Below are 17312 nucleotides of genomic sequence, written 5' to 3'. Positions count from 1 at the left end.
TGAATGTTCGTGGATGGATCAAATGTCGGTGGGAAAATCGGACTCCGGCGAAACGCCATAGTCGGGCCAGTCGCCACGCAAGATCGATTCCTGGATTCCGTAGCCTACGGCGTCGCCTTCCCGCACGATGACAGGCTTGTCCCTGAACTGGCCAAGTTCGTGAAGTGCTTGCCGCGTATCCGGGATATATTCACCGTCGAGATGAAGCCCCCCGCGCCACGAGCCGTGTCGGCCGCCTTTCCACGAGCCATACTCGCCCGTTCGAAGGTGGAACGCGGTGTCGCCGAGAGGTTCGACCTCAACGACACGCTTTTGGCCATTGGCCATGTTGAGGGTGAAGGTGCCGCCCAGAAAGACGCGCGTGTCCCGGTCGAAACGAACATCCTCGTCAATGCTCATGATCGCTTCCTGCGTCCCGTCCGCATGGTTCACGAAACCCGAGTAGTAATCATAGTGGTCGGTCGACAGCAGGAAATGCTGGATTTCATAAAAGCTACCGTCGGGACGACGCATCAACCACGGACCCCAGAACATTTTCATGCGATTGTTGATAGCCAGGCCAGGCGTGATATCCGGCGGCGGCGCGCCGATGATGTCACCGCGCATACCCCAGCTATGGTCGCGGAACCCGTACCAGTCGTCACCAACCTCATGCCGTTCGCCGGCGATCTCGATCCAGCCGCTGACTCGCCCGCCCTGGTGATATCGGATCACATCCATGGCGACGCGGAAGCCGGCCCTGACACGGTTCCGCTTCTCGAAAAATGGCGGGAGATCGCCTTCGAATACCAGATCGAACGCTATCCCCTGATCATTCTGGTCGAGCTTGAAGCGGACCGACTTCAGAGGCTTGACGACCTCATAGTCGATCGGCCCGACGCCTGTCCGTTCGACGTCGGTGTCGAGAGCGCGGCTACCGCGGACGGTCCATTGTTCACGGCCGCGCGCGACGCCGGCAAAGGCGTCGAGCACGTTCCGGTTGATGTATTTCCCGAGGCCGAAATCGACCTGCATGCTTCCGTCCTTACGGGCGAGCGAGGCCCAGACCTTCTCGGTCCACCCGCGGTCCGATTCCTGGACCACGGTGAAGGTGTCGACGATTTGATGGTTCATATATTCGTCGGGCGACGTCAAAATGCCAATGTCTTCCATGGGGAAACAGCTCCTTCAATCTGCGAAAAGTGAGGTGGTCATCGCGCGGGAAAGGGAAACGGTGTAGGAAACATGCTCGCCCCATCCGCCCATCCGCTCGTCGGTGCTTTGACCGGAATCGTAGAGATATTTGCCATGCGACAGGATGGCGGCAATCTTGGTGATTGCAGCCGCCTCATGCCATGCGACCCCTGATGCGCTGCGGCCGGTGCCTTCTTCCCAGGCCGCCACAATGCGCTCGCGGTTCCATATCCCGGGAACGTCGCAGGAGGGGAAGGCGGGATGATCATCGCTGGCGAAGAAGAACAGCATATAGCCAAGGTCGCCCAGCGGCTCGCCATTATAGCCCATTTCCCAGTCCAGAAGGGCCGCCAGACGCGACCCGTCCCAAAGCGCGTTTCCTGGCTTGGGATCGCCATGAACAACCGAAGGTGGGCCGCTGACTGGTGCCGGCAGCTTCGAGAGCCGGTCCATAATTTCCAGAAGCTCGTGATTTCCCGCCCGCGCCGCGAGGCGGCGCCAGCGTTGCAGTTCCTCCAGAGGCGTCACCGGCGCGCCGAACGGCTCGATCGGGTCGACATTATGCACGTCGACAATCGCTCCAACATAGGCCGCGGACAGCGAGTCCCGAAAGGAGTCATCCGGCGTGGAAAGCCAGTCGGGAACTTCATAGTCGCCGAACATTTCGCCCTTGATGCGCTCCATCAGAAAGAAGGGCGTGCCGATCAGCGAGCCATTGTCTACATAGATGATCCGGGGCACCGGGGGCGGGTTGTCGGCCGCCGCCACGACGCGCATCGTTTCTGCCTGCGCCAGCACACCCAGACCTTCGAGAAGAGGTTCTGCACGCGGAGGAAGACGCAGTATCAGGTCGGCTCCCTCAAGCAGATAGGTTTCGTTCGAGTGGCCGGTGGACAAGGGGACGACCGCCGTCGTCGCTGCAGCCTCCGGCAGTAAACGCAGCGCTTCGCCGAGCGCGTGAAGATTACGATCCATGACGTTTCCTTCCGGGCGGTCAGAGCTGGCGGGCCAGATAGGCCGCCTCATGCACAGCGTTTCCATATGAGCGTGGAGACCGGGCATCGCCGATCACCTGAACGGGAACTCTCTGTCCCCGGAGACTCGCAACAAGCTCGTCATTGGGCTGGCGGCCGAGCGCGAATATGACCGTGTCGCAGGTGATGTTTTCGATTGCGCTGGCATCCTCGTCGCCAGCGTTGATCTCGGGAGCGAAATCCGCTTCGGTCGAGCCCGTTGTGGCCGCGAGAGCGCTGGCTTTTGCCTCTGCCTGCAGTTTGCGAATGGCGTCCGGCGTGATCTCCGTGGTCGTGAGCCGCTTGCCGCGCAGAAAGGGCTCGAGCTGCTCGGCCCGCGCGCCATGAATCACCTGCACGCCCTCGTGGGTAAATGCCCGAAGCACGCAGCTCGGCTCGACCGCTATGCCTGCAGCCGAAAGCCACGCGTTGACGGCTGCGGACCGCGAACCGATGTAAGGTGCGGGTACGAGGGTAGGAGCAAAATCGAGCAATCGGACATGTTTGCCCTGCCGCGCGAGATTCACGGCGAGCTCCATGCCTTCGCCTGCCCCATAGATAAGGATGCGGTCCCCGGTAAGCGGTGGTCGCGATCGATCCATCGCATCATCGATGGTCATCGCCCTGCCGGACTCCAGCGCCGCGTCTAGTCCCGGCGTAGAGGGCAGGCGGGCGCGGGCACCCGTGGCGATCACGACAGTATCGGGCGCTTCCGCCAGTATCTGTTCGATTGCCGGCTCGAATCCGAGGCGGACGTCAATCTTCAGCAATTCCATCTGTCGGGCGAGATATTCCGGTTCATACCGGATGCTCTCCATATTGGGCAGTTCCGGATAGTTTCCTGCCCAGTCCATCACACCGCCGAGCCTGTCCCGGCGTTCGAAAAGAACGACATCATGCCCGATCTTTTTGGCAACGCGGGCATATTCCATGCCCCCGGCACCCCCGCCGATAATCACAACCTTCTTCGCCCTGACGACAGGACGAATCCGATATTCGCGGTCGCGGCCGAATGCCGCATTCTGCGGCGATCCAGCCCAGCCTTTGCCGAAAATATTGCCCTGGAGCAGCGATGCGCCCGTATGGGTCGGCTTGCGAATTTCGTCTTCGCGACCTTCAAACATCTTGTTGGGAAAATCGGGATCGTCGAGCGAGAAACGGGAGACGCCGGCGAAATCGGCCGCTCCGTCCTCGACCATGGTGCGGACGCGATCGGGCGTGTCGACCTTGCAGCTGCCGACAAGCGGCATGTCGATGCCGCGTTCGGACAGCTTTCGCTTCAGCTCGCGAATATTGTCCAGATTGACCAGCGGTGGCGTGAAGAAGCCCCCGCCAATGAACTCGGTGCTATGGACATCCTTGCGACGGCTGGTGCCCGGGACCATCGATCCGAAGGTACAGTCAAAGGCTGCCACTCCGAGTGCTGCGAGGCGCGGTGCATAATGTTCGACAAAATAGTCGATATCATAGCCACCCTCCAGATTCTCGTCGCAGCACAATCGCGGCAAGAGCGGGAAGTCGGTGCCGCACAAATCCTGCGTGCGGCGAATAATCTCTTCGCAGAAGAGAAAGCGATCGGCATATTTGTCGTCGCGTCCGACGTTGCTCAACAGCGAAAGCGTCGTATGAGGCAGCGAGCCGTGGCAGAAATGGTATGAGACGAAGTCGAAGCCGGCTTCCTTCGCGCGCCGTGCGGCCTGCCCGAAATCCTCGGCCAGCTCTTCATAGCGCTCTGTGGTCAAGACGCCTGGAAAAGGGTTCCCGATCGGATATTCAGCGCTTGGACCATGTGAAACCGTGTTCGGGATCCAGCCTTTGCCGGGCTCCAGAGGCGTCGTCGAGCCCAATCCCGGAATCGTACCGCCATAGAATAGCTGGATGCCCGCCAGTGCCCCATTGTTGTGGATGGCTTCGACGACATCCCTAAAGCCGATGACATAGGTGTCGTCGTAGAGGCCGAGCATGCGTTCGTTGATGAGACCATCCCACCGGACACATGTGGCGCCGACGATGACGGCTGCCGCGCCGCCTGCCGCGATCGACTCATAGGCCCCGACGCATTTGTCATTCGGGTGGCCCATGGGGTCGGACATGTTCAGAGTTGTTGGAACATGCACTATCCGATTTTTAAACGTAAGCCCGCCAAGCGCGATGGGGTCAAAAACGTCGCTCACACCCTTCTCCCGATTCTCGATTCGGCCTTTTGCGGCCGCATTGTCGAGGCAATCCTAGAGCGAATGTATTGGCGGACGCAAGTTTTTTAGAACGCGACCTAGTTTTTTAATTCATGGCATCGCGAAGCTTGGCCGCGACTCTGGCGCGTGCCTTATCTGTCGCGGCGCCGCCCAGCACCAAGGCGAAGCTGAAGTTCAGCTGTCGCTCAAGTCCGGCCAGATCGATATCGTTACGGATCCAGTCGATGATCGCATGGCTGAAGATATGGATGCTGGTCACAGCCAGCATGTTGATGTCGATCTTCTCGTCGAGCCATCCCTCGCGAACGGCTTGGCGTGCCAGCCGCCGGAAGAAGATGACGCGGGGTTCGAGGAAGCCCGAGTGCAGATTCTCGGGATCATTGGCGAAGAGCAGGCCGAAAGAAGTGCGAAAAAACCGCTCTTCTCTCCCGTAAAGTGCACAGGCTACATGAATCGAAACGAAAAATCGATCGAGGGCGTCACGCGGCTCCGCCTCCTCGATCAGCTTCGCGAAATCAGCCAGATTGTTGTTGAAAAGTTGCAGGACGATTTCGTTTTTCGAGCCGAACAGATTGTAGAGAGTTGCAGCGCTTACGTTGCTGGCGACCGAAAGCGAACGCATCGACAGGCCGATATGGCCGGTCTCGCGAATAATGTCCCTTGCGGCATTCAGGATTTGTTGCCGCCGTTCTTCCTTTGCCTCTTCGCGTCGTGACATTGAGTCTACCCCTTGATTTCTGCGCTTGGTCTAACAGGGAAATTTTGCACGCGCTTCAAAAAAATTTCAGATCCCCGTTGACAATCACGACAATAAGATAAATTTAGAACGTGGTCTAAAAATATAGGGATTGAAGGATGGCTGAGGGAGAGCTTGCGCTGGAGCAAGCAGCAATGCCGTGCGTGCCTGCCGATCTTCTGCAGTCGGCATTCTCCGGGAATCGCAGTCGGGTGGGGCTGGTCCTGCCGGATGGGAATTCGCTGACGATCGGCGAACTGGAAGCCGAAGCCAGCCGCTATGCCCAGCTGTTATCCGCTTTCCCGCTGAATGCGCGAATCGGCGTCCTCTCTCGAAACCGGGCCGAGGTGGTGCATATTCTGAACGCCATCCCCTTCTCGGGTCTGTGCGCCGTTCCGCTTCACCCGTTCGGATCGGTCGAGGATTTCGCCTATGTCACGGAAGATGCGAGCCTCGACGCGCTCGCCTTCGATCCGGATCATTATTGTGACATTGCCGCCGAGCTTGCGGCACGATTCCCGGACCTGCAGCTTTTCTCGTTCGGCCCGGCGCAAATCGGCATCGATATCGGCGCTCTCGCGGCCGAGGTCGAGCCGCAGCCGCTATCGATACGCGACCGCGATCCCGAGGCGATCGAGCGTCTGGCCTATTCGGGCGGAACCACCGGCCGGCCCAAAGGAATCATGCTGAGCCGAAGGGCGCTGGCGACGACATATGCGATCCAGTTGTCGGAATGGGAGTGGCCCGCCGAAGTTCGCGCACTGCTTTGTGCGCCGCTGAGTCATTCGGGAAGTGCGCTTCTGGTACCGACCTTGCACCGAGGCGGAGCAATGTATGTTCTCGACGGGTTCGACCCTCTGGCGGTGATGCAGGCGATCGAAGCACGCCGCATCACTTGCACTTTGCTGGTGCCAACGATGATCTATGCGCTTCTCGACCATCCGCGCTTCGCCGAATTCGATCTTTCGAGCCTCGAATGCGTCTATTATGGCGCTTCCTCCATCATTCCGGCGCGTCTGAAGGAAGCCATCGCCCGCATCGGGCCCGTCTTTTTTCAGTTCTACGGGCAATCCGAGGCCCCGATGACCGTCACGGTCATGCGCAGGTCCGAACATGATGTCGACGACGAGCTCCGCCTCGCGTCCTGCGGTCGCCCGGTTCCCTGGGTACGTGTGTCGCTTCGCGACGACAGGGGCCGGGAGGTTGCCGACGGGAATCCCGGCGAGGTTTGCGTCCAAGGATCGCTGTTGATGAGCGGATATGTGAACCAGCCCGAGGAGACCGCCAAGGCGATCTTCGACGGCTGGCTGCGTACAGGCGACATAGCGGTTTGCGATCGGGAAGGCTTCCTCCGGATTGTCGATCGCAAGAAGGACATGATTATTTCAGGGGGCTTCAACGTTTTTGCACGTGAAGTCGAGGATGCCCTCAATGAGCATGACGGCGTGGCGGGCTGTGCTGTTGTGGGGGTGCCCGATGCGAAATGGGGTGAGGCCGTCGCGGCCGTCGTCGTCCGGCTGGCGGGCACAGATGTGAGCGAAGCCGACCTCATGGCCCATGTCCGCAAGCGCAAGGGAGCCGTGCAAACGCCCAAGCTCATCAAGTTCGTGGACACGATACCGTTGAGTGGACTTGGCAAGCCCGACAAGAACCAGGTGCGCGACATGTTCGCGGACCAAAGCTGCGGAATCGCGCAATGAGGCCGGACATCGATTCCCTCTGGAAAGATTGTGTCCCTGCCGTCGACTGCATCGGGCGCTCTCACGACGGCTTCCACCTGACCGGAAGCGAATGCCTGAGCTGTGGTGAACGCTTTCTCGGGCCGCAAATTGACTGTCTGAAATGTTACGCGCGCGGAGCCATGAAGCCGGTCGAGCTTGGTTCCACAGGACGCCTCTATAGCTATACGATCGTGCACCGCAGCTTTCCGGGCGTGGCGGTTCCCTTCGTCATGGCGGTCGTCAGGCTCGACGACGGGCCCGCTATTCGTGGAACCCTTACCGGCATTGCCCCGGCTCCGGAGGCGATCCGGTACGACATGCCCGTGCGCGTCGAATTCCTCGCTGCCGACGGGCAAAAGGATGCCGAGAACCGCCCCTATGTCGCCTACCAGTTTGCGGCGGCCTCGGGAGAGGCGCTGTGAAAGACATCTTCGTCGTCGGGACCGACATGATCAAATTCGGCCGCTTCCCCGAGAAGAGCGTGCCGGAGCTGGCCGCCGAGGCGACGCGCCTCGCGCTCGACGATTGCGGACTCGCAATTTCGGACATTCAGGCCCTCTACTGCGGGAATATATACGAATCCCATATGATGGTTGGCCAACGGCTTATGCGCGAGATCGGGATGACCGGTATCCCGGTCGTCAACGTCGCCAATGCATGCGCAACCGGCGCAACGGCCTTTCGCGAGGCTTTGCTGGCGATTGCGAGTGGCAGTTGCGATATCGCGCTTGCCGTTGGCGTGGAGCAGATGGGAAAAGGCCTTCTGGGCAGTGCGCAGGAATATGGCTTCCGATCGGAAGGAGTGATCGGATCCGATACGACCCCTGCCATGTTTGCGCTGGTCGGCAGCGAGCACCAGCGTCTCTATGGGACGACATTTGCGCAGTTCGCCAAGGTCGCCGTGAAGAATCACAAGCATGCGACGCTGAACCCGAAGGCCATGTATCGCCTGGAAACCCCTCTCGAGCAGGTCATGGCGGCAGAAATGATAGCCTATCCGAATACAAAGCTGATGTGCTCGGCGAATGTCGACGGCGCGGCGGCGGCCATCCTCGCATCGCGGTCGGCAGTGGAACGACTCGGTCTTGGGCGTCGTGCCGTTCGGGTCCGCGCGTCCGCGATGAGCAGCGATCCTTACGATACGCTCGATCTGGCCACGACAGATTTTAGCACAGTTACGCGCCTTGCCGCGGCGGCGGCCTATGAGCAGGCAGGACTTGGTCCGGGGGAGCTAGACCTTGTCGAACTCCACGACTGTTTCGCGACCGCGGAGCTCGTCCATTATGAAAATCTCGGGCTTTGCGGACCGGGCGAGGCGGGCAGTTTGATCGACCGGGGAGAGACGGCTCTTGGTGGTCGTCTCCCGGTCAATGTGTCCGGCGGCCTTCTGTCCAAGGGACATCCGCTCGGCGCAACCGGAATTGCCAATATCTGCGAGATAGCAGCCCATTTGCGAGGGGAGGCGGGCGCGCGCCAGGTGGCGCAGGCGCGGTTCGGCCTTACGCATGTTGTCGGGGGGGCTCAACAGGTCGGAAGCGCTTGTGCCATCCACATTCTTGAACGTCCCGAAAACCAATGATCAAGCAGGAGAGACTTTGATGTCACGCTTTCTCACCGAAGAGCAGAAGATGTTTCGCGAAACCGCCCGTCGCTTTGCCGAAACGGAGGTCGAACCGCGCGCGAACGAACTCGATGGGGCGGAAGAAGTGCCTGTCGATCTGATTGCCAAAGCTGCGGAGCTCGGATTTTACGCGCTGGCCATTCCGGAGGAATATGAAGGTCTGGGGCAAAATCTGACCACGGCTTGCGTGGTCCTCGAGGAAATTGCGAAGGCGAGTCCCGCCTTCGCCGGTCTCGTCAACGTCCAGATGCTCTTGTGCCCCGATGCTGTCCTGCAGACAGGCAATGACGAGCAGAAACGGCGATTGCTGCCGCCATCGGCAAAAGGCGAACGGCTGATGGCGTGGTCCATGACCGAACCGAGCGGCGCGGCCAATATGGGCGGACACCAGACACGGCTCGTGCGCGAAGGCGATGGGTACCGGCTGAACGGATTGAAGATCTATACGTCACAGGGGCCCGCCAAGAGCTTTCTCGTCATGGCCAAAACGGAACGCGGGGGCCAGCAGGGCTATGGCTGCGTGGTCGTCGATACGTCCGAGCCGGGTTTGAAGTCGATGCCCTTTGAGGAAAAGCTCGGATGGCGCGGCACAGGCACCGGGACAGTCGTCTACGACGATATCATGGTCGATCCGAAGAATGTTCTCGGCGATCTTCTCACAGGCAACGGCGACCTTTGGCCCGCCAATGCAAAAAGCTTCATCGGCCATTCCGCGACGTCGCTGGGAGCGCTGAAGGGGCTGTTCGCCAAGACCGTCGCGATGATCAAGGAGCGGACGATCTATGGCCGCCCGATGGACCAGACACAGCCGGTGAGCCACTGGATCGGCGAAGTCCAATGCAAGATCGAAGCCTGCGAAGCGATGGTATATTACACCGCGCGCTTCCTCGATGAAGGCGGCGACGCCGGGGTCCTGTCGTCTGCGTGCAAGGCCTGGGTCTGCGACACCGCCTTTGAGGGCATCAACAAGCTGATTCAGCTCTGGGGCGGTGCCGCCATGATGAACAGCACCGGCGTCAATCGCTATTTCCGTGATGCGCGGGTCAATATGATCGCCGAGGGATCGAGCGAGATCCACCTCGATTTCGTGTCGGCCGCCGCTCTCGACCGGCCGCCATTTCTCACCGTGCAGGGCCAAATTCCCTGAGTTTGCACACCCCGGTGAATTTGCTTGACAGCAAATAACTGGATCATGTTATAAATTGTTACGCGTTATAAAAATATTTTGGGAGAATTGGGATGCTGAGGTTTCCTGGCCGCTTGCTGGCCGCCGTTTCTTTGTCGTCAATCGCGTTGCTCCAGACGACGGCCTGGGCGCAGGAAGCCTCTGCATCTGCCGGGGAAGTCTCGTCGACCGCAGAGGATGCTCAGGATGCGCGCGGTGTCCAAGACATCGTCGTGACCGCGCAGAAACGCTCGGAATCGGTGAATGATGTTCCCATGTCGATCACCGCGATTGGCGGCGACGACCTCATTCGTCAGGGTGTCAGCAGCGCGGCCGATCTGGTGAAGGTCGTTCCTGGCTTCAACTACACGCCGTCCGCCTATAACGCGCCCGTATACACATTGCGGGGCATCGGCTTCCAGGAAGGTAGCCTTGCCGCCAGTCCCGCAGTCACCGTTTATGTCGATGAAGTTCCAATTCCCTTTCCGGCTATGACGCTCGGAGCGGCCTTCGATCTCGATCGCGTCGAGGTCCTCAAAGGACCGCAAGGCACCCTGTTCGGCCAGAACTCCACCGGCGGAGCGATCAACTATGTCGCCGCCAAACCCGCCGATACGTTCGAAGCCGGCGCCGACTTCAGCTACGGGCGCTTCAATCTTTTCGAAGGGAGCGGCTATGTCAGCGGCCCGCTCGCCGACACATTGCATGCTCGCTTGGCCGTGAAAACGATCCAGGGTGGCGAATGGCAGCGCAGCTACACGCGCGATGACAAGCTTGGTAACAAGGATCAACTCGTCGGTCGCTTTTTGCTCGACTGGGCACCGAGCGATCGGGTCAACTTCAGCCTCAACGTCAACGGGTGGCGCGACAAGTCCGATTCACAGGCGGTCCAGCTCATCGCCCCGCGTCCGCAGAATCCTGCCAGCCCCAATGCGGCGCCTATCAATGCCTACCCGTTGGCGCCTGAAAATGCGCGGGCCGCCGACTGGGATGCGGGTCGCGACTTCGTGCACGATGATTGGTATTATCAGGTCTCGCTGCGCGGCGATATCGAGCTTTCCGACGCGCTGACGCTGACGTCCCTCTCGGCCTACCAGAAGTTCCGGCAGAATGTTCTCCAGGATCGTGACGGTATGGATTTGCATTCGCTGGCCGTTCGCAGCCTTGGCAGCGCGAAGTCTTTCTCTCAGGAGTTGCGGCTCTCGGGCGACATGGACGGCATCAAATGGGTTGTCGGAGCGAACTATCAGGACGACCGGGTAAACGACAATTTCGCCCTCGATTATAGCGATTCGACAGTGAATCCGACACTTGGCATCCCGATTAATTCGAACATCAACTTCGCGGCTACGAAGATCAAGACCGCCGCCGTCTTTGCCAACTTCGAATGGGAGATCGCCGATCGTCTCAAGCTCAGCGGCGGTGTTCGATACACTGACGTGCGGCGACGCTTTGGCGGCTGTACGCTGGATAATGGCAATGGCGAAATGGCGGCCCTTTACACGCTGCTGTCGTCAACTTTCCGGGGTACGCCAACCCCTCCGATCGCTCCGGGCGAATGTGGAACGCTTGACTCTACGACGTTCCTTCCCGGGCTCGTGACGAGCCGCCTCAATGAAGATAATATCTCGTGGAAGGGCGGAATCAGCTACGAGCCGAACTCGGACCTGCTCTTTTACGCGAACGTCGGCCGCGGCTACAAGGCGGGAGGCTTTCCGACGCTATCGGCTACGGTTTCCAGCCAGTTCGCTCCCGTAACCCAGGAAAGTGTTACATCTTACGAAGCCGGCTTCAAGGCGACGGTCCTCGATCGCACCGCGCAGCTGAATGGCGCCGTTTTCTATTACGACTACAAGAACAAGCAAATCCGCGGCCAGGTTCCTGATGCCATCTTCGGAAACTTCGAGGCACTGGTGAACATTCCGAAATCTCGCATCTTCGGCGTCGAACTACAGGCGTCGATCGTTCCGGTGGAAGGCTTCAAGACCGACGTGGGCGTCAGCTACGTCGACAGCAAGATCACCGACAGTTTCATCAACTATACCCCCCTCGTTCAGCTCGGTGACTTCGAGGGGGAACCCTTCCCCTACACGCCAAAGTGGCAAATCTCGATCAACAGCGAGTATCGCTTCCCCGTTTCCAGCTCTCTCGAAGCATTTGTCGGGGGCGGGATCACCTACCAAAGCGAAACCAACGGCGGATTCGGACAACTGCGCATTGTGGATGTCGACAATTATGCGCTTCTCGATGCGCGCGCCGGCGTGGCGGCCGAGGATGGCAGGTGGACCTTCTCGATCTGGGGGCGAAACCTCACGAACAAATATTACTGGACCAACGCCTCGGTGCTCAACGACGCCGCGTTCCGCTTCGCCGGCATGCCGGTAACCTACGGCGCCAGCCTCTCGATACGCATCTAGCCGGGTGATTGATCGTGCACAGGGTTTCTTCAGGCAAAGAGTGGGACGGGGCATCTGCACCACTCCACCGACTACCCGGAGAAGCCGTGATGCTGTCCGCCGAGGACGTAATCCTTAGTCGTGAGCAGCGCGGGCAAGATTTGCGCCCCTCCCCGGTTTCCGTCCCGAAGGAATAGAATGATGTCGCACATAGCCTCCTCCCTTGTGGACGGCATATTGACGCTGACGCTCGACAGACCGGAGAAGCTCAATGCGTTTACTCCGCAGATGAACAATGAACTCGCGGACGCCTTCGACGCGGCGAGCGAGGACGACGATGTCCGTGTCATCGTGGTGACGGGACGCGGGCGGGCCTTTTGTGCCGGAGCCGATATTTCAAGGGGGGGCGACAGCTTTGGTGGTCAATCGGGTGAGATGTTCGGTGGCGAAGGAGGCCCGCGCGCTGCGGGCCGCTTCGTGGAATCCATCTTCCGGTGCAAAAAGCCTTCGATCGCCGCAATCAATGGCCCGGCGGTCGGCGTGGGTCTGACGATGACCTTGCCCATGGATATCCGGCTCGTTGCGGATGATGCCAAACTCGGGTTCGTATTCACCCGGCGCGGGCTTGCGCCGGAGGCCGCTGCGGCATGGTTTCTTCCCAAGCTCGTCGGCCTGCCTCACGCCCTTCGCTGGTGTCTGACTGGGGAGATGTTCGGTGCAGCAGAAGCGCTGGCCGCGGGGCTGGTCTCGGCAAGTCATCCAAAGGACGAACTGCTCGCCCACGCTTGTGAACTGGCGCGCGTGATCGCAGACAATACCGCGCCGGTCGCCACTGCCGTGACACGCGCTTTGCTTTGGCGCGGAGAACTGCTGGATGACCCGGGGCTATTGCTGGAAATCGATGGCGGTATCAACGCGGAACTCAGTGCTGGCCCCGATGTGGCAGAGGGCGTCAGCGCCTTCTTCGAGAAGCGCCACGCACAATTTCCCGGACGCGCGTCGGTCGATATGCCGGCGGTGTATCCTTGGTGGACTTAGCACCGCCGGTGGAGGTGCCGCGCATCGACGAGCTGATTCTGGAATCAAAAGGCGAATTGCCGAGGAGTGTTATGTGAACAGCGACCTGAGCCGCGCCAAACAGATGGCCCGTGAGTTTTTCGATCTGGCCAATAAGGATGGACTGGAGGCGGCGGTCGCCATCCTCCCCGACGATTGCATCTGGTGGAACGCCAAAACAGTCACCGACCGCAAGGGGATTCTTGAAGTCGCGCGATCGGTTACGCAGCAATTGGCGGAGCCGCTCTCTTTCACGATATCGACGATGACGGCCGAAGACGATCGCGTCGCTGTCGAGGCGCAATCGTCCGCTTTGCTCACAAACGGGTCGAGATATGCGAACCAGTATCATTTTCTGTTCTTTCTGAGAGGGGATGAGATCGCGCGGGTGAACGAGCATTGCGACACCGATCACGCCGTCTCGATCTTTGGCGCCCTGGCGTGAGCATCTCCTCGGGTCGCCTGTTGGAGCAATATCATGGCGATTGATCTGTCGGCGAATATCGGATCGGGCTCTGTTCGCGCTCCCCTCGACGAACGCAAGCTGCACGCTTGGATGTGCGACCATATCCCGGACTTCGGGGGACCGCTGCGCATCGAGCAGTTCAATGGTGGACAATCCAACCCCACCTACAGGCTGATCACGGATGAGCGATCCTATGTTCTCCGGCGCAAACCGCCGGGCGAACTGCTCTCCGGCGCCCACGACGTCATGCGCGAAGCTCGCGTGTTGATGGCGCTCGCTCCAAGCGAAGTTCCGGTGCCGCGTGTATTAGGCCGATGCGACGACCCGGGGATCATCGGGACAGATTTTTACATCATGGAACTGGTCGAAGGCCGGATATTCTGGGACGCTAGTTTCTCGGATGTCGGCCATGCCGACCGTGCGGCCTATTTCGACGCCATGAACCGCACGATCTCGGCGCTGCACAGCGTCGATCCGGCGACCGTTGGTCTTGCGGATTTTGGGCGGGCGGAAAATTATGTCCAGCGCCAGATTCGCCGCTGGACGCGCCAATATCTTGAGGACGAACTCGCGGGCCGCGATCCGAATATGGACCTTTTGATTGAATGGCTGCCTCAGGCGACCCCTTCGCAATCCGATGTGGTCATCGTCCACGGCGATTTCCGCGCCGATAATCTCATCTTTCACCCCTCCAAACCCGAAGTCTCGGCGGTCCTCGATTGGGAACTATCCACGCTTGGCGACCCGCTGGCAGATTTCGCCTATCATGCGCTCGTTTTCAGGATGCCGCCCGATATCATGGCGGGCCTTGAAGGATGTAATCTCGCTGATCTCGGCTTGCCGACCGAGGAAGCTTATGTGGAGGCTTATTGCGCCCGGACTGGCAGGGCAGAAATAGCCAATTGGCCCTTTTATCTCGCATTCAATCTCTTTCGTCTCGCGGCCATTATGCACGGAATCAAGGGACGAATTCTCCGCGGGACCGCGTCGTCTCCGCAGGCGGGACAACGGGTGGCAGGAATGGCGAGATTGGCGCTCCTCGCGCGTGAAACGATGGAGAGCTAGCCTTTAGTGCCGACACCGAATAGTCTGAGCCATGCCGTGATAAGGGTGACCCGTGACGCGATCAACAGTACTAGTCATGGACATCCGCATTCGCCTATTCGAACTAAAAGATCCATGATGAGTGAATAGCAGCTGGCGCTCTGACAGAGTGAGGACGCAATCCGAACTCTATGGAGACAACCATGCTTCGGAGGCGCTGCAAGATCGACTATCGGCGATGATATCCAGAACCCGATGGTCGATATGGCGCTGGATTGCGGCGAACTGTCGCGACGTGAACCCGCGGTGCGCTTCACCAACGAGAAGCGCCACTTCGTGTCGGGGCCCACGGTTTGCCGCCTCTTGAAGGCTGGCCGACGGGCGGGCGATCACGCCCTCCTCAATGAGGGACATGCGATAGGCCTCCGGATTAGTCAGCGTTACACGTCGGGGTGGCAGACCGGGATCTTGGGAGCGTGGAGCAAATTGAGCACGCGTCCCCGCCGGCGGGCACCTCCCCGTCTGTTGACCCCGGTCATAGTTATCGCGCTATCCGAAGTTAGTGATCCAATGGCCGATACGCAGAGGCCCCGCGGTTTCTATCTGCATACCGGCCATTCGAAGTCTTTTGCCGAACTGGCCTCAGGCTGTCGGTGAGATCATCACCTTCATCGATTCTTCTGCCTGGAGTTGTTTGGCGAACGCCGCAGGAGCATCCGCCAGTGCGAAGCGATGCGTCGCCAGCGGGCGCGGATCGATGGCGCCTGACGCGATCTTGTCGATGGTCGCTACGAAGTCTCCGCCCAGCGAGCCGATGATCGTCGGCATCTTGTGCACGATCTTCGTGGTGTCGATGGGTGCCGGAACTTCGGGTAGCCCGACAATACAGATCGTTCCGCCAGGCCGCACCATCTCCAGCGACTGCTGGATCGTCAACGGGATGCCGGCGGCCTCGAAGACCACGTCGGCATTGCCGCCGACATTGAAATGGTAGGGCGCCGCGCCGAGGCGATCGATCACCCATTGCAGTGCATCGCCATCGCGGGCATCGAATATATCATCGGCGCCGCACTCGCGCGCGAGCCTCAGTCGCAACGGCGATATGTCTACGGCGAGCACCTCCGATGCTCCGGCCGCCTTGGCAGCCTGGATGCAGGCATTGCCGATGATCCCGCAACCCAGCACGACCACCTTGTCGCCCTGTTTCACGTCGGCGGATGCGACCGCGGTGACGCCGATCGACATTGGCTCGATCATTGCCGCCGCTGTATCGTCGATGGAATCCGGGAGAAGATGGATGTTACCGCCCAATTCGGCATTCTCGATCTTGACAAAATCGGCGAATGCTCCCGGTCGGCCGTAGCCCGTGGAATTCTGAAACAGCGCGGCGCACAGGATGAACTGCTCCGCCTTGCATGCGTCGCACTCGCCACAAAATCCGGCTGAAAATCCGGTCACGCGGTCGCCCGTCGACAGGCCCGTGACTTGTGTCCCGATCTCGGCGACACGGCCGACAAATTCGTGCCCCATGACCTGGCCTGCCTCGACATATAAGCCCGTCTTGAAGCTGTGGATGTCCGACCCGCAGATACCGCAATTGGTTACCCGGATGAGCACATCCTTCGGGCCGATGTCCGGCCGCGCGACGTCTTCAACGACAATGACTCCCGCCGATTGCAGCACCGCCGCCCTCATCGATTTGGTCATGATAATCTCCTCTCCTGAGTTTCTGTCTGAACTGATAGTGCCGCGCCCGCCCTCTCTTCATTCGGATGATCGGTTGCGATCGAAATTGTCCTGTGAAATTGTTTGATTAAATGTTACATCCTTGTGCCTGATGATCGCCGCTCCGTTTGATGGAAGGAAAGGCATCGGGCGGAAAGGAAGATTGCCAAGCCGGTATTCTGGAATCCGCTTCGGGAGCCGCCATGAAATCGAGTGCGAGGCGAGAGGCTAACTCTCGTCGATCCGGCGGCAATCTTGTGGATCATTCTTTGACTAGGAAACCGACCTTGGCACCCGCTACCGCGCAAACGACCGAAGATTCCAAGAGCACCGAAAAGCCCAGTTCGCCCGACATGGTCGTAAATGCGATCTATCGGGGCATTCTCGCGGGCCGTTTCGTGCCCGGGCAGAAGCTGATCGAGGCCGATCTGGCGGCGAGCCTGAATGTGAGCCGCGGACCTATCCGTGAAGCCCTCAAGCGCCTTCATGCGGAAGGCGTTGTTGAAAATGCACGCAATCGCGGCGCTTATGTTCGCCTGCTCAGCCGAAGGGAGGCCATTGATTTTATCGAGATATTGTCCGAACTGACGGGCTTTATCGCCCAGAAGGCAGCGGAAGCTGTCTCGCGGGGCGACGACATGTTCCGTCGGCGTTTCGCGCCGGCGCTGGAAACGCTGGGCGATTTCCTCAAGTCGGAAGATTCGGACAAGCTTCAACTGGAAACCAACCGGCGCTTCTATGACGCGATGATGGAAGTCGGCGGCAATTCCCAGATTGCGAGCGTCATGCCGATGATGCGGATTCAGCTTTTCCGTATGCAGGGACAAATGACGATTGGCCCCGAAGCCCACAAGCAGCGCTTTACCGAATTCGCCGACATCGCCCGTCATGTGCTTGCCGGCGAACCGGATAAGGCGCGGCAAGCGATGTCGCGCCACATGCAGCTGACGCTCAAGCGGCTCGAGGAATTGCCCGACGAGGTTTTCGCTCGCGCCTGATGA

Annotated in this window: 14 protein-coding genes; 9 read left to right on the top strand and 5 right to left on the bottom strand. The window is 59.8% G+C overall.

Annotated features, from left to right (window positions below; genetic code table 11):
• Nucleotides 1-18: 18 nt before the first annotated feature.
• The 4 genes from NP825_RS20335 to NP825_RS20320 form a co-directional block, all read right to left on the bottom strand.
• Nucleotides 19-1152: a hypothetical protein gene (locus tag NP825_RS20335; protein ID WP_257547122.1), complete on the bottom strand. Its 1134-nt coding sequence runs from the start codon at nt 1150-1152 to the stop codon at nt 19-21.
• 15 nt (nt 1153-1167) lie between these two features.
• Entirely contained in the window at nt 1168-2148 is a 981-nt protein-coding gene (locus NP825_RS20330) for a phosphotransferase family protein (RefSeq protein ID WP_257547120.1), read from the bottom strand.
• Between the two features lie 19 nt (nt 2149-2167).
• Nucleotides 2168-4360, bottom strand: a complete 2193-nt coding sequence (locus tag NP825_RS20325) for an FAD-dependent oxidoreductase (RefSeq protein ID WP_257547118.1) — start codon at nt 4358-4360, stop codon at nt 2168-2170.
• Between the two features lie 106 nt (nt 4361-4466).
• Nucleotides 4467-5099, bottom strand: coding sequence for a TetR/AcrR family transcriptional regulator (locus tag NP825_RS20320; protein WP_257547115.1), 633 nt, complete (start codon nt 5097-5099; stop codon nt 4467-4469).
• A gap of 137 nt (nt 5100-5236) precedes the next feature.
• Here NP825_RS20320 and NP825_RS20315 point away from each other — a divergent pair, with 137 nt between their 5' ends.
• The 8 genes from NP825_RS20315 (at nt 5237) to NP825_RS20280 (ending at nt 14607) form a co-directional block, all read left to right on the top strand.
• On the top strand, nt 5237-6817 hold the full coding sequence (locus NP825_RS20315) for an AMP-binding protein (RefSeq protein WP_257547113.1): 1581 nt from the start codon (nt 5237-5239) through the stop codon (nt 6815-6817).
• Nucleotides 6814-7260, top strand: coding sequence for a Zn-ribbon domain-containing OB-fold protein (locus NP825_RS20310; protein ID WP_257547111.1), 447 nt, complete (start codon nt 6814-6816; stop codon nt 7258-7260). Before NP825_RS20315 ends, NP825_RS20310 begins: the two co-directional genes overlap by 4 nt.
• Nucleotides 7257-8417 carry a thiolase family protein gene (locus NP825_RS20305; protein WP_257547109.1) on the top strand — a complete coding sequence of 387 codons (1161 nt, stop codon included), beginning with the start codon at nt 7257-7259 and terminating at the stop codon, nt 8415-8417. Before NP825_RS20310 ends, NP825_RS20305 begins: the two co-directional genes overlap by 4 nt.
• Nucleotides 8418-8436: 19 nt before the next feature.
• A complete protein-coding gene (locus tag NP825_RS20300) occupies nt 8437-9606 on the top strand; it encodes an acyl-CoA dehydrogenase family protein (protein WP_257547107.1) in 1170 nt (389 codons plus the stop codon).
• 113 nt (nt 9607-9719) lie between these two features.
• Nucleotides 9720-12041 (top strand): TonB-dependent receptor, encoded by a 2322-nt coding sequence (locus NP825_RS20295; protein ID WP_257547105.1) that lies wholly within the window; start codon nt 9720-9722, stop codon nt 12039-12041.
• 180 nt (nt 12042-12221) lie between these two features.
• Nucleotides 12222-13058, top strand: coding sequence for an enoyl-CoA hydratase-related protein (locus tag NP825_RS20290; RefSeq protein ID WP_257547103.1), 837 nt, complete (start codon nt 12222-12224; stop codon nt 13056-13058).
• Nucleotides 13059-13131: 73 nt separating this feature from the next.
• On the top strand, nt 13132-13521 hold the full coding sequence (locus tag NP825_RS20285) for a nuclear transport factor 2 family protein (RefSeq protein WP_257547101.1): 390 nt from the start codon (nt 13132-13134) through the stop codon (nt 13519-13521).
• A gap of 33 nt (nt 13522-13554) precedes the next feature.
• Nucleotides 13555-14607, top strand: a complete 1053-nt coding sequence (locus tag NP825_RS20280) for a phosphotransferase family protein (protein ID WP_257547099.1) — start codon at nt 13555-13557, stop codon at nt 14605-14607.
• 621 nt (nt 14608-15228) lie between these two features.
• On the opposite strand, the gene NP825_RS20275 is transcribed toward NP825_RS20280, so the two are convergent.
• Nucleotides 15229-16281, bottom strand: a complete 1053-nt coding sequence (locus NP825_RS20275; protein WP_257547096.1) for a zinc-binding dehydrogenase — start codon at nt 16279-16281, stop codon at nt 15229-15231.
• Nucleotides 16282-16514: 233 nt separating this feature from the next.
• On the opposite strand from NP825_RS20275, the gene NP825_RS20270 reads away from it, so the two are divergent.
• Nucleotides 16515-17309, top strand: coding sequence for a GntR family transcriptional regulator (locus tag NP825_RS20270; RefSeq protein ID WP_257547094.1), 795 nt, complete (start codon nt 16515-16517; stop codon nt 17307-17309).
• Nucleotides 17310-17312 lie beyond the last annotated feature (3 nt).

This window comes from Sphingopyxis sp. DBS4 (assembly GCF_024628865.1).
In the GTDB taxonomy this organism is placed as follows: domain Bacteria; phylum Pseudomonadota; class Alphaproteobacteria; order Sphingomonadales; family Sphingomonadaceae; genus Sphingopyxis.
The sequence above is the reverse complement of the archived record's forward strand: the minus strand, read 5'-3'. Positions and strand labels throughout refer to the sequence as shown.

Coding starts and splice junctions, on each gene's coding strand:
- NP825_RS20335 (WP_257547122.1), bottom strand. CDS start 1,152: ATGGAAGACATTGGCATTTTGACGTCGCCCGACGAATATATGAACCAT.
- NP825_RS20330 (WP_257547120.1), bottom strand. CDS start 2,148: ATGGATCGTAATCTTCACGCGCTCGGCGAAGCGCTGCGTTTACTGCCG.
- NP825_RS20320 (WP_257547115.1), bottom strand. CDS start 5,099: ATGTCACGACGCGAAGAGGCAAAGGAAGAACGGCGGCAACAAATCCTG.
- NP825_RS20315 (WP_257547113.1), top strand. CDS start 5,237: ATGGCTGAGGGAGAGCTTGCGCTGGAGCAAGCAGCAATGCCGTGCGTG.
- NP825_RS20310 (WP_257547111.1), top strand. CDS start 6,814: ATGAGGCCGGACATCGATTCCCTCTGGAAAGATTGTGTCCCTGCCGTC.
- NP825_RS20300 (WP_257547107.1), top strand. CDS start 8,437: ATGTCACGCTTTCTCACCGAAGAGCAGAAGATGTTTCGCGAAACCGCC.
- NP825_RS20290 (WP_257547103.1), top strand. CDS start 12,222: ATGTCGCACATAGCCTCCTCCCTTGTGGACGGCATATTGACGCTGACG.
- NP825_RS20280 (WP_257547099.1), top strand. CDS start 13,555: ATGGCGATTGATCTGTCGGCGAATATCGGATCGGGCTCTGTTCGCGCT.
- NP825_RS20275 (WP_257547096.1), bottom strand. CDS start 16,281: ATGAGGGCGGCGGTGCTGCAATCGGCGGGAGTCATTGTCGTTGAAGAC.
- NP825_RS20270 (WP_257547094.1), top strand. CDS start 16,515: ATGAAATCGAGTGCGAGGCGAGAGGCTAACTCTCGTCGATCCGGCGGC.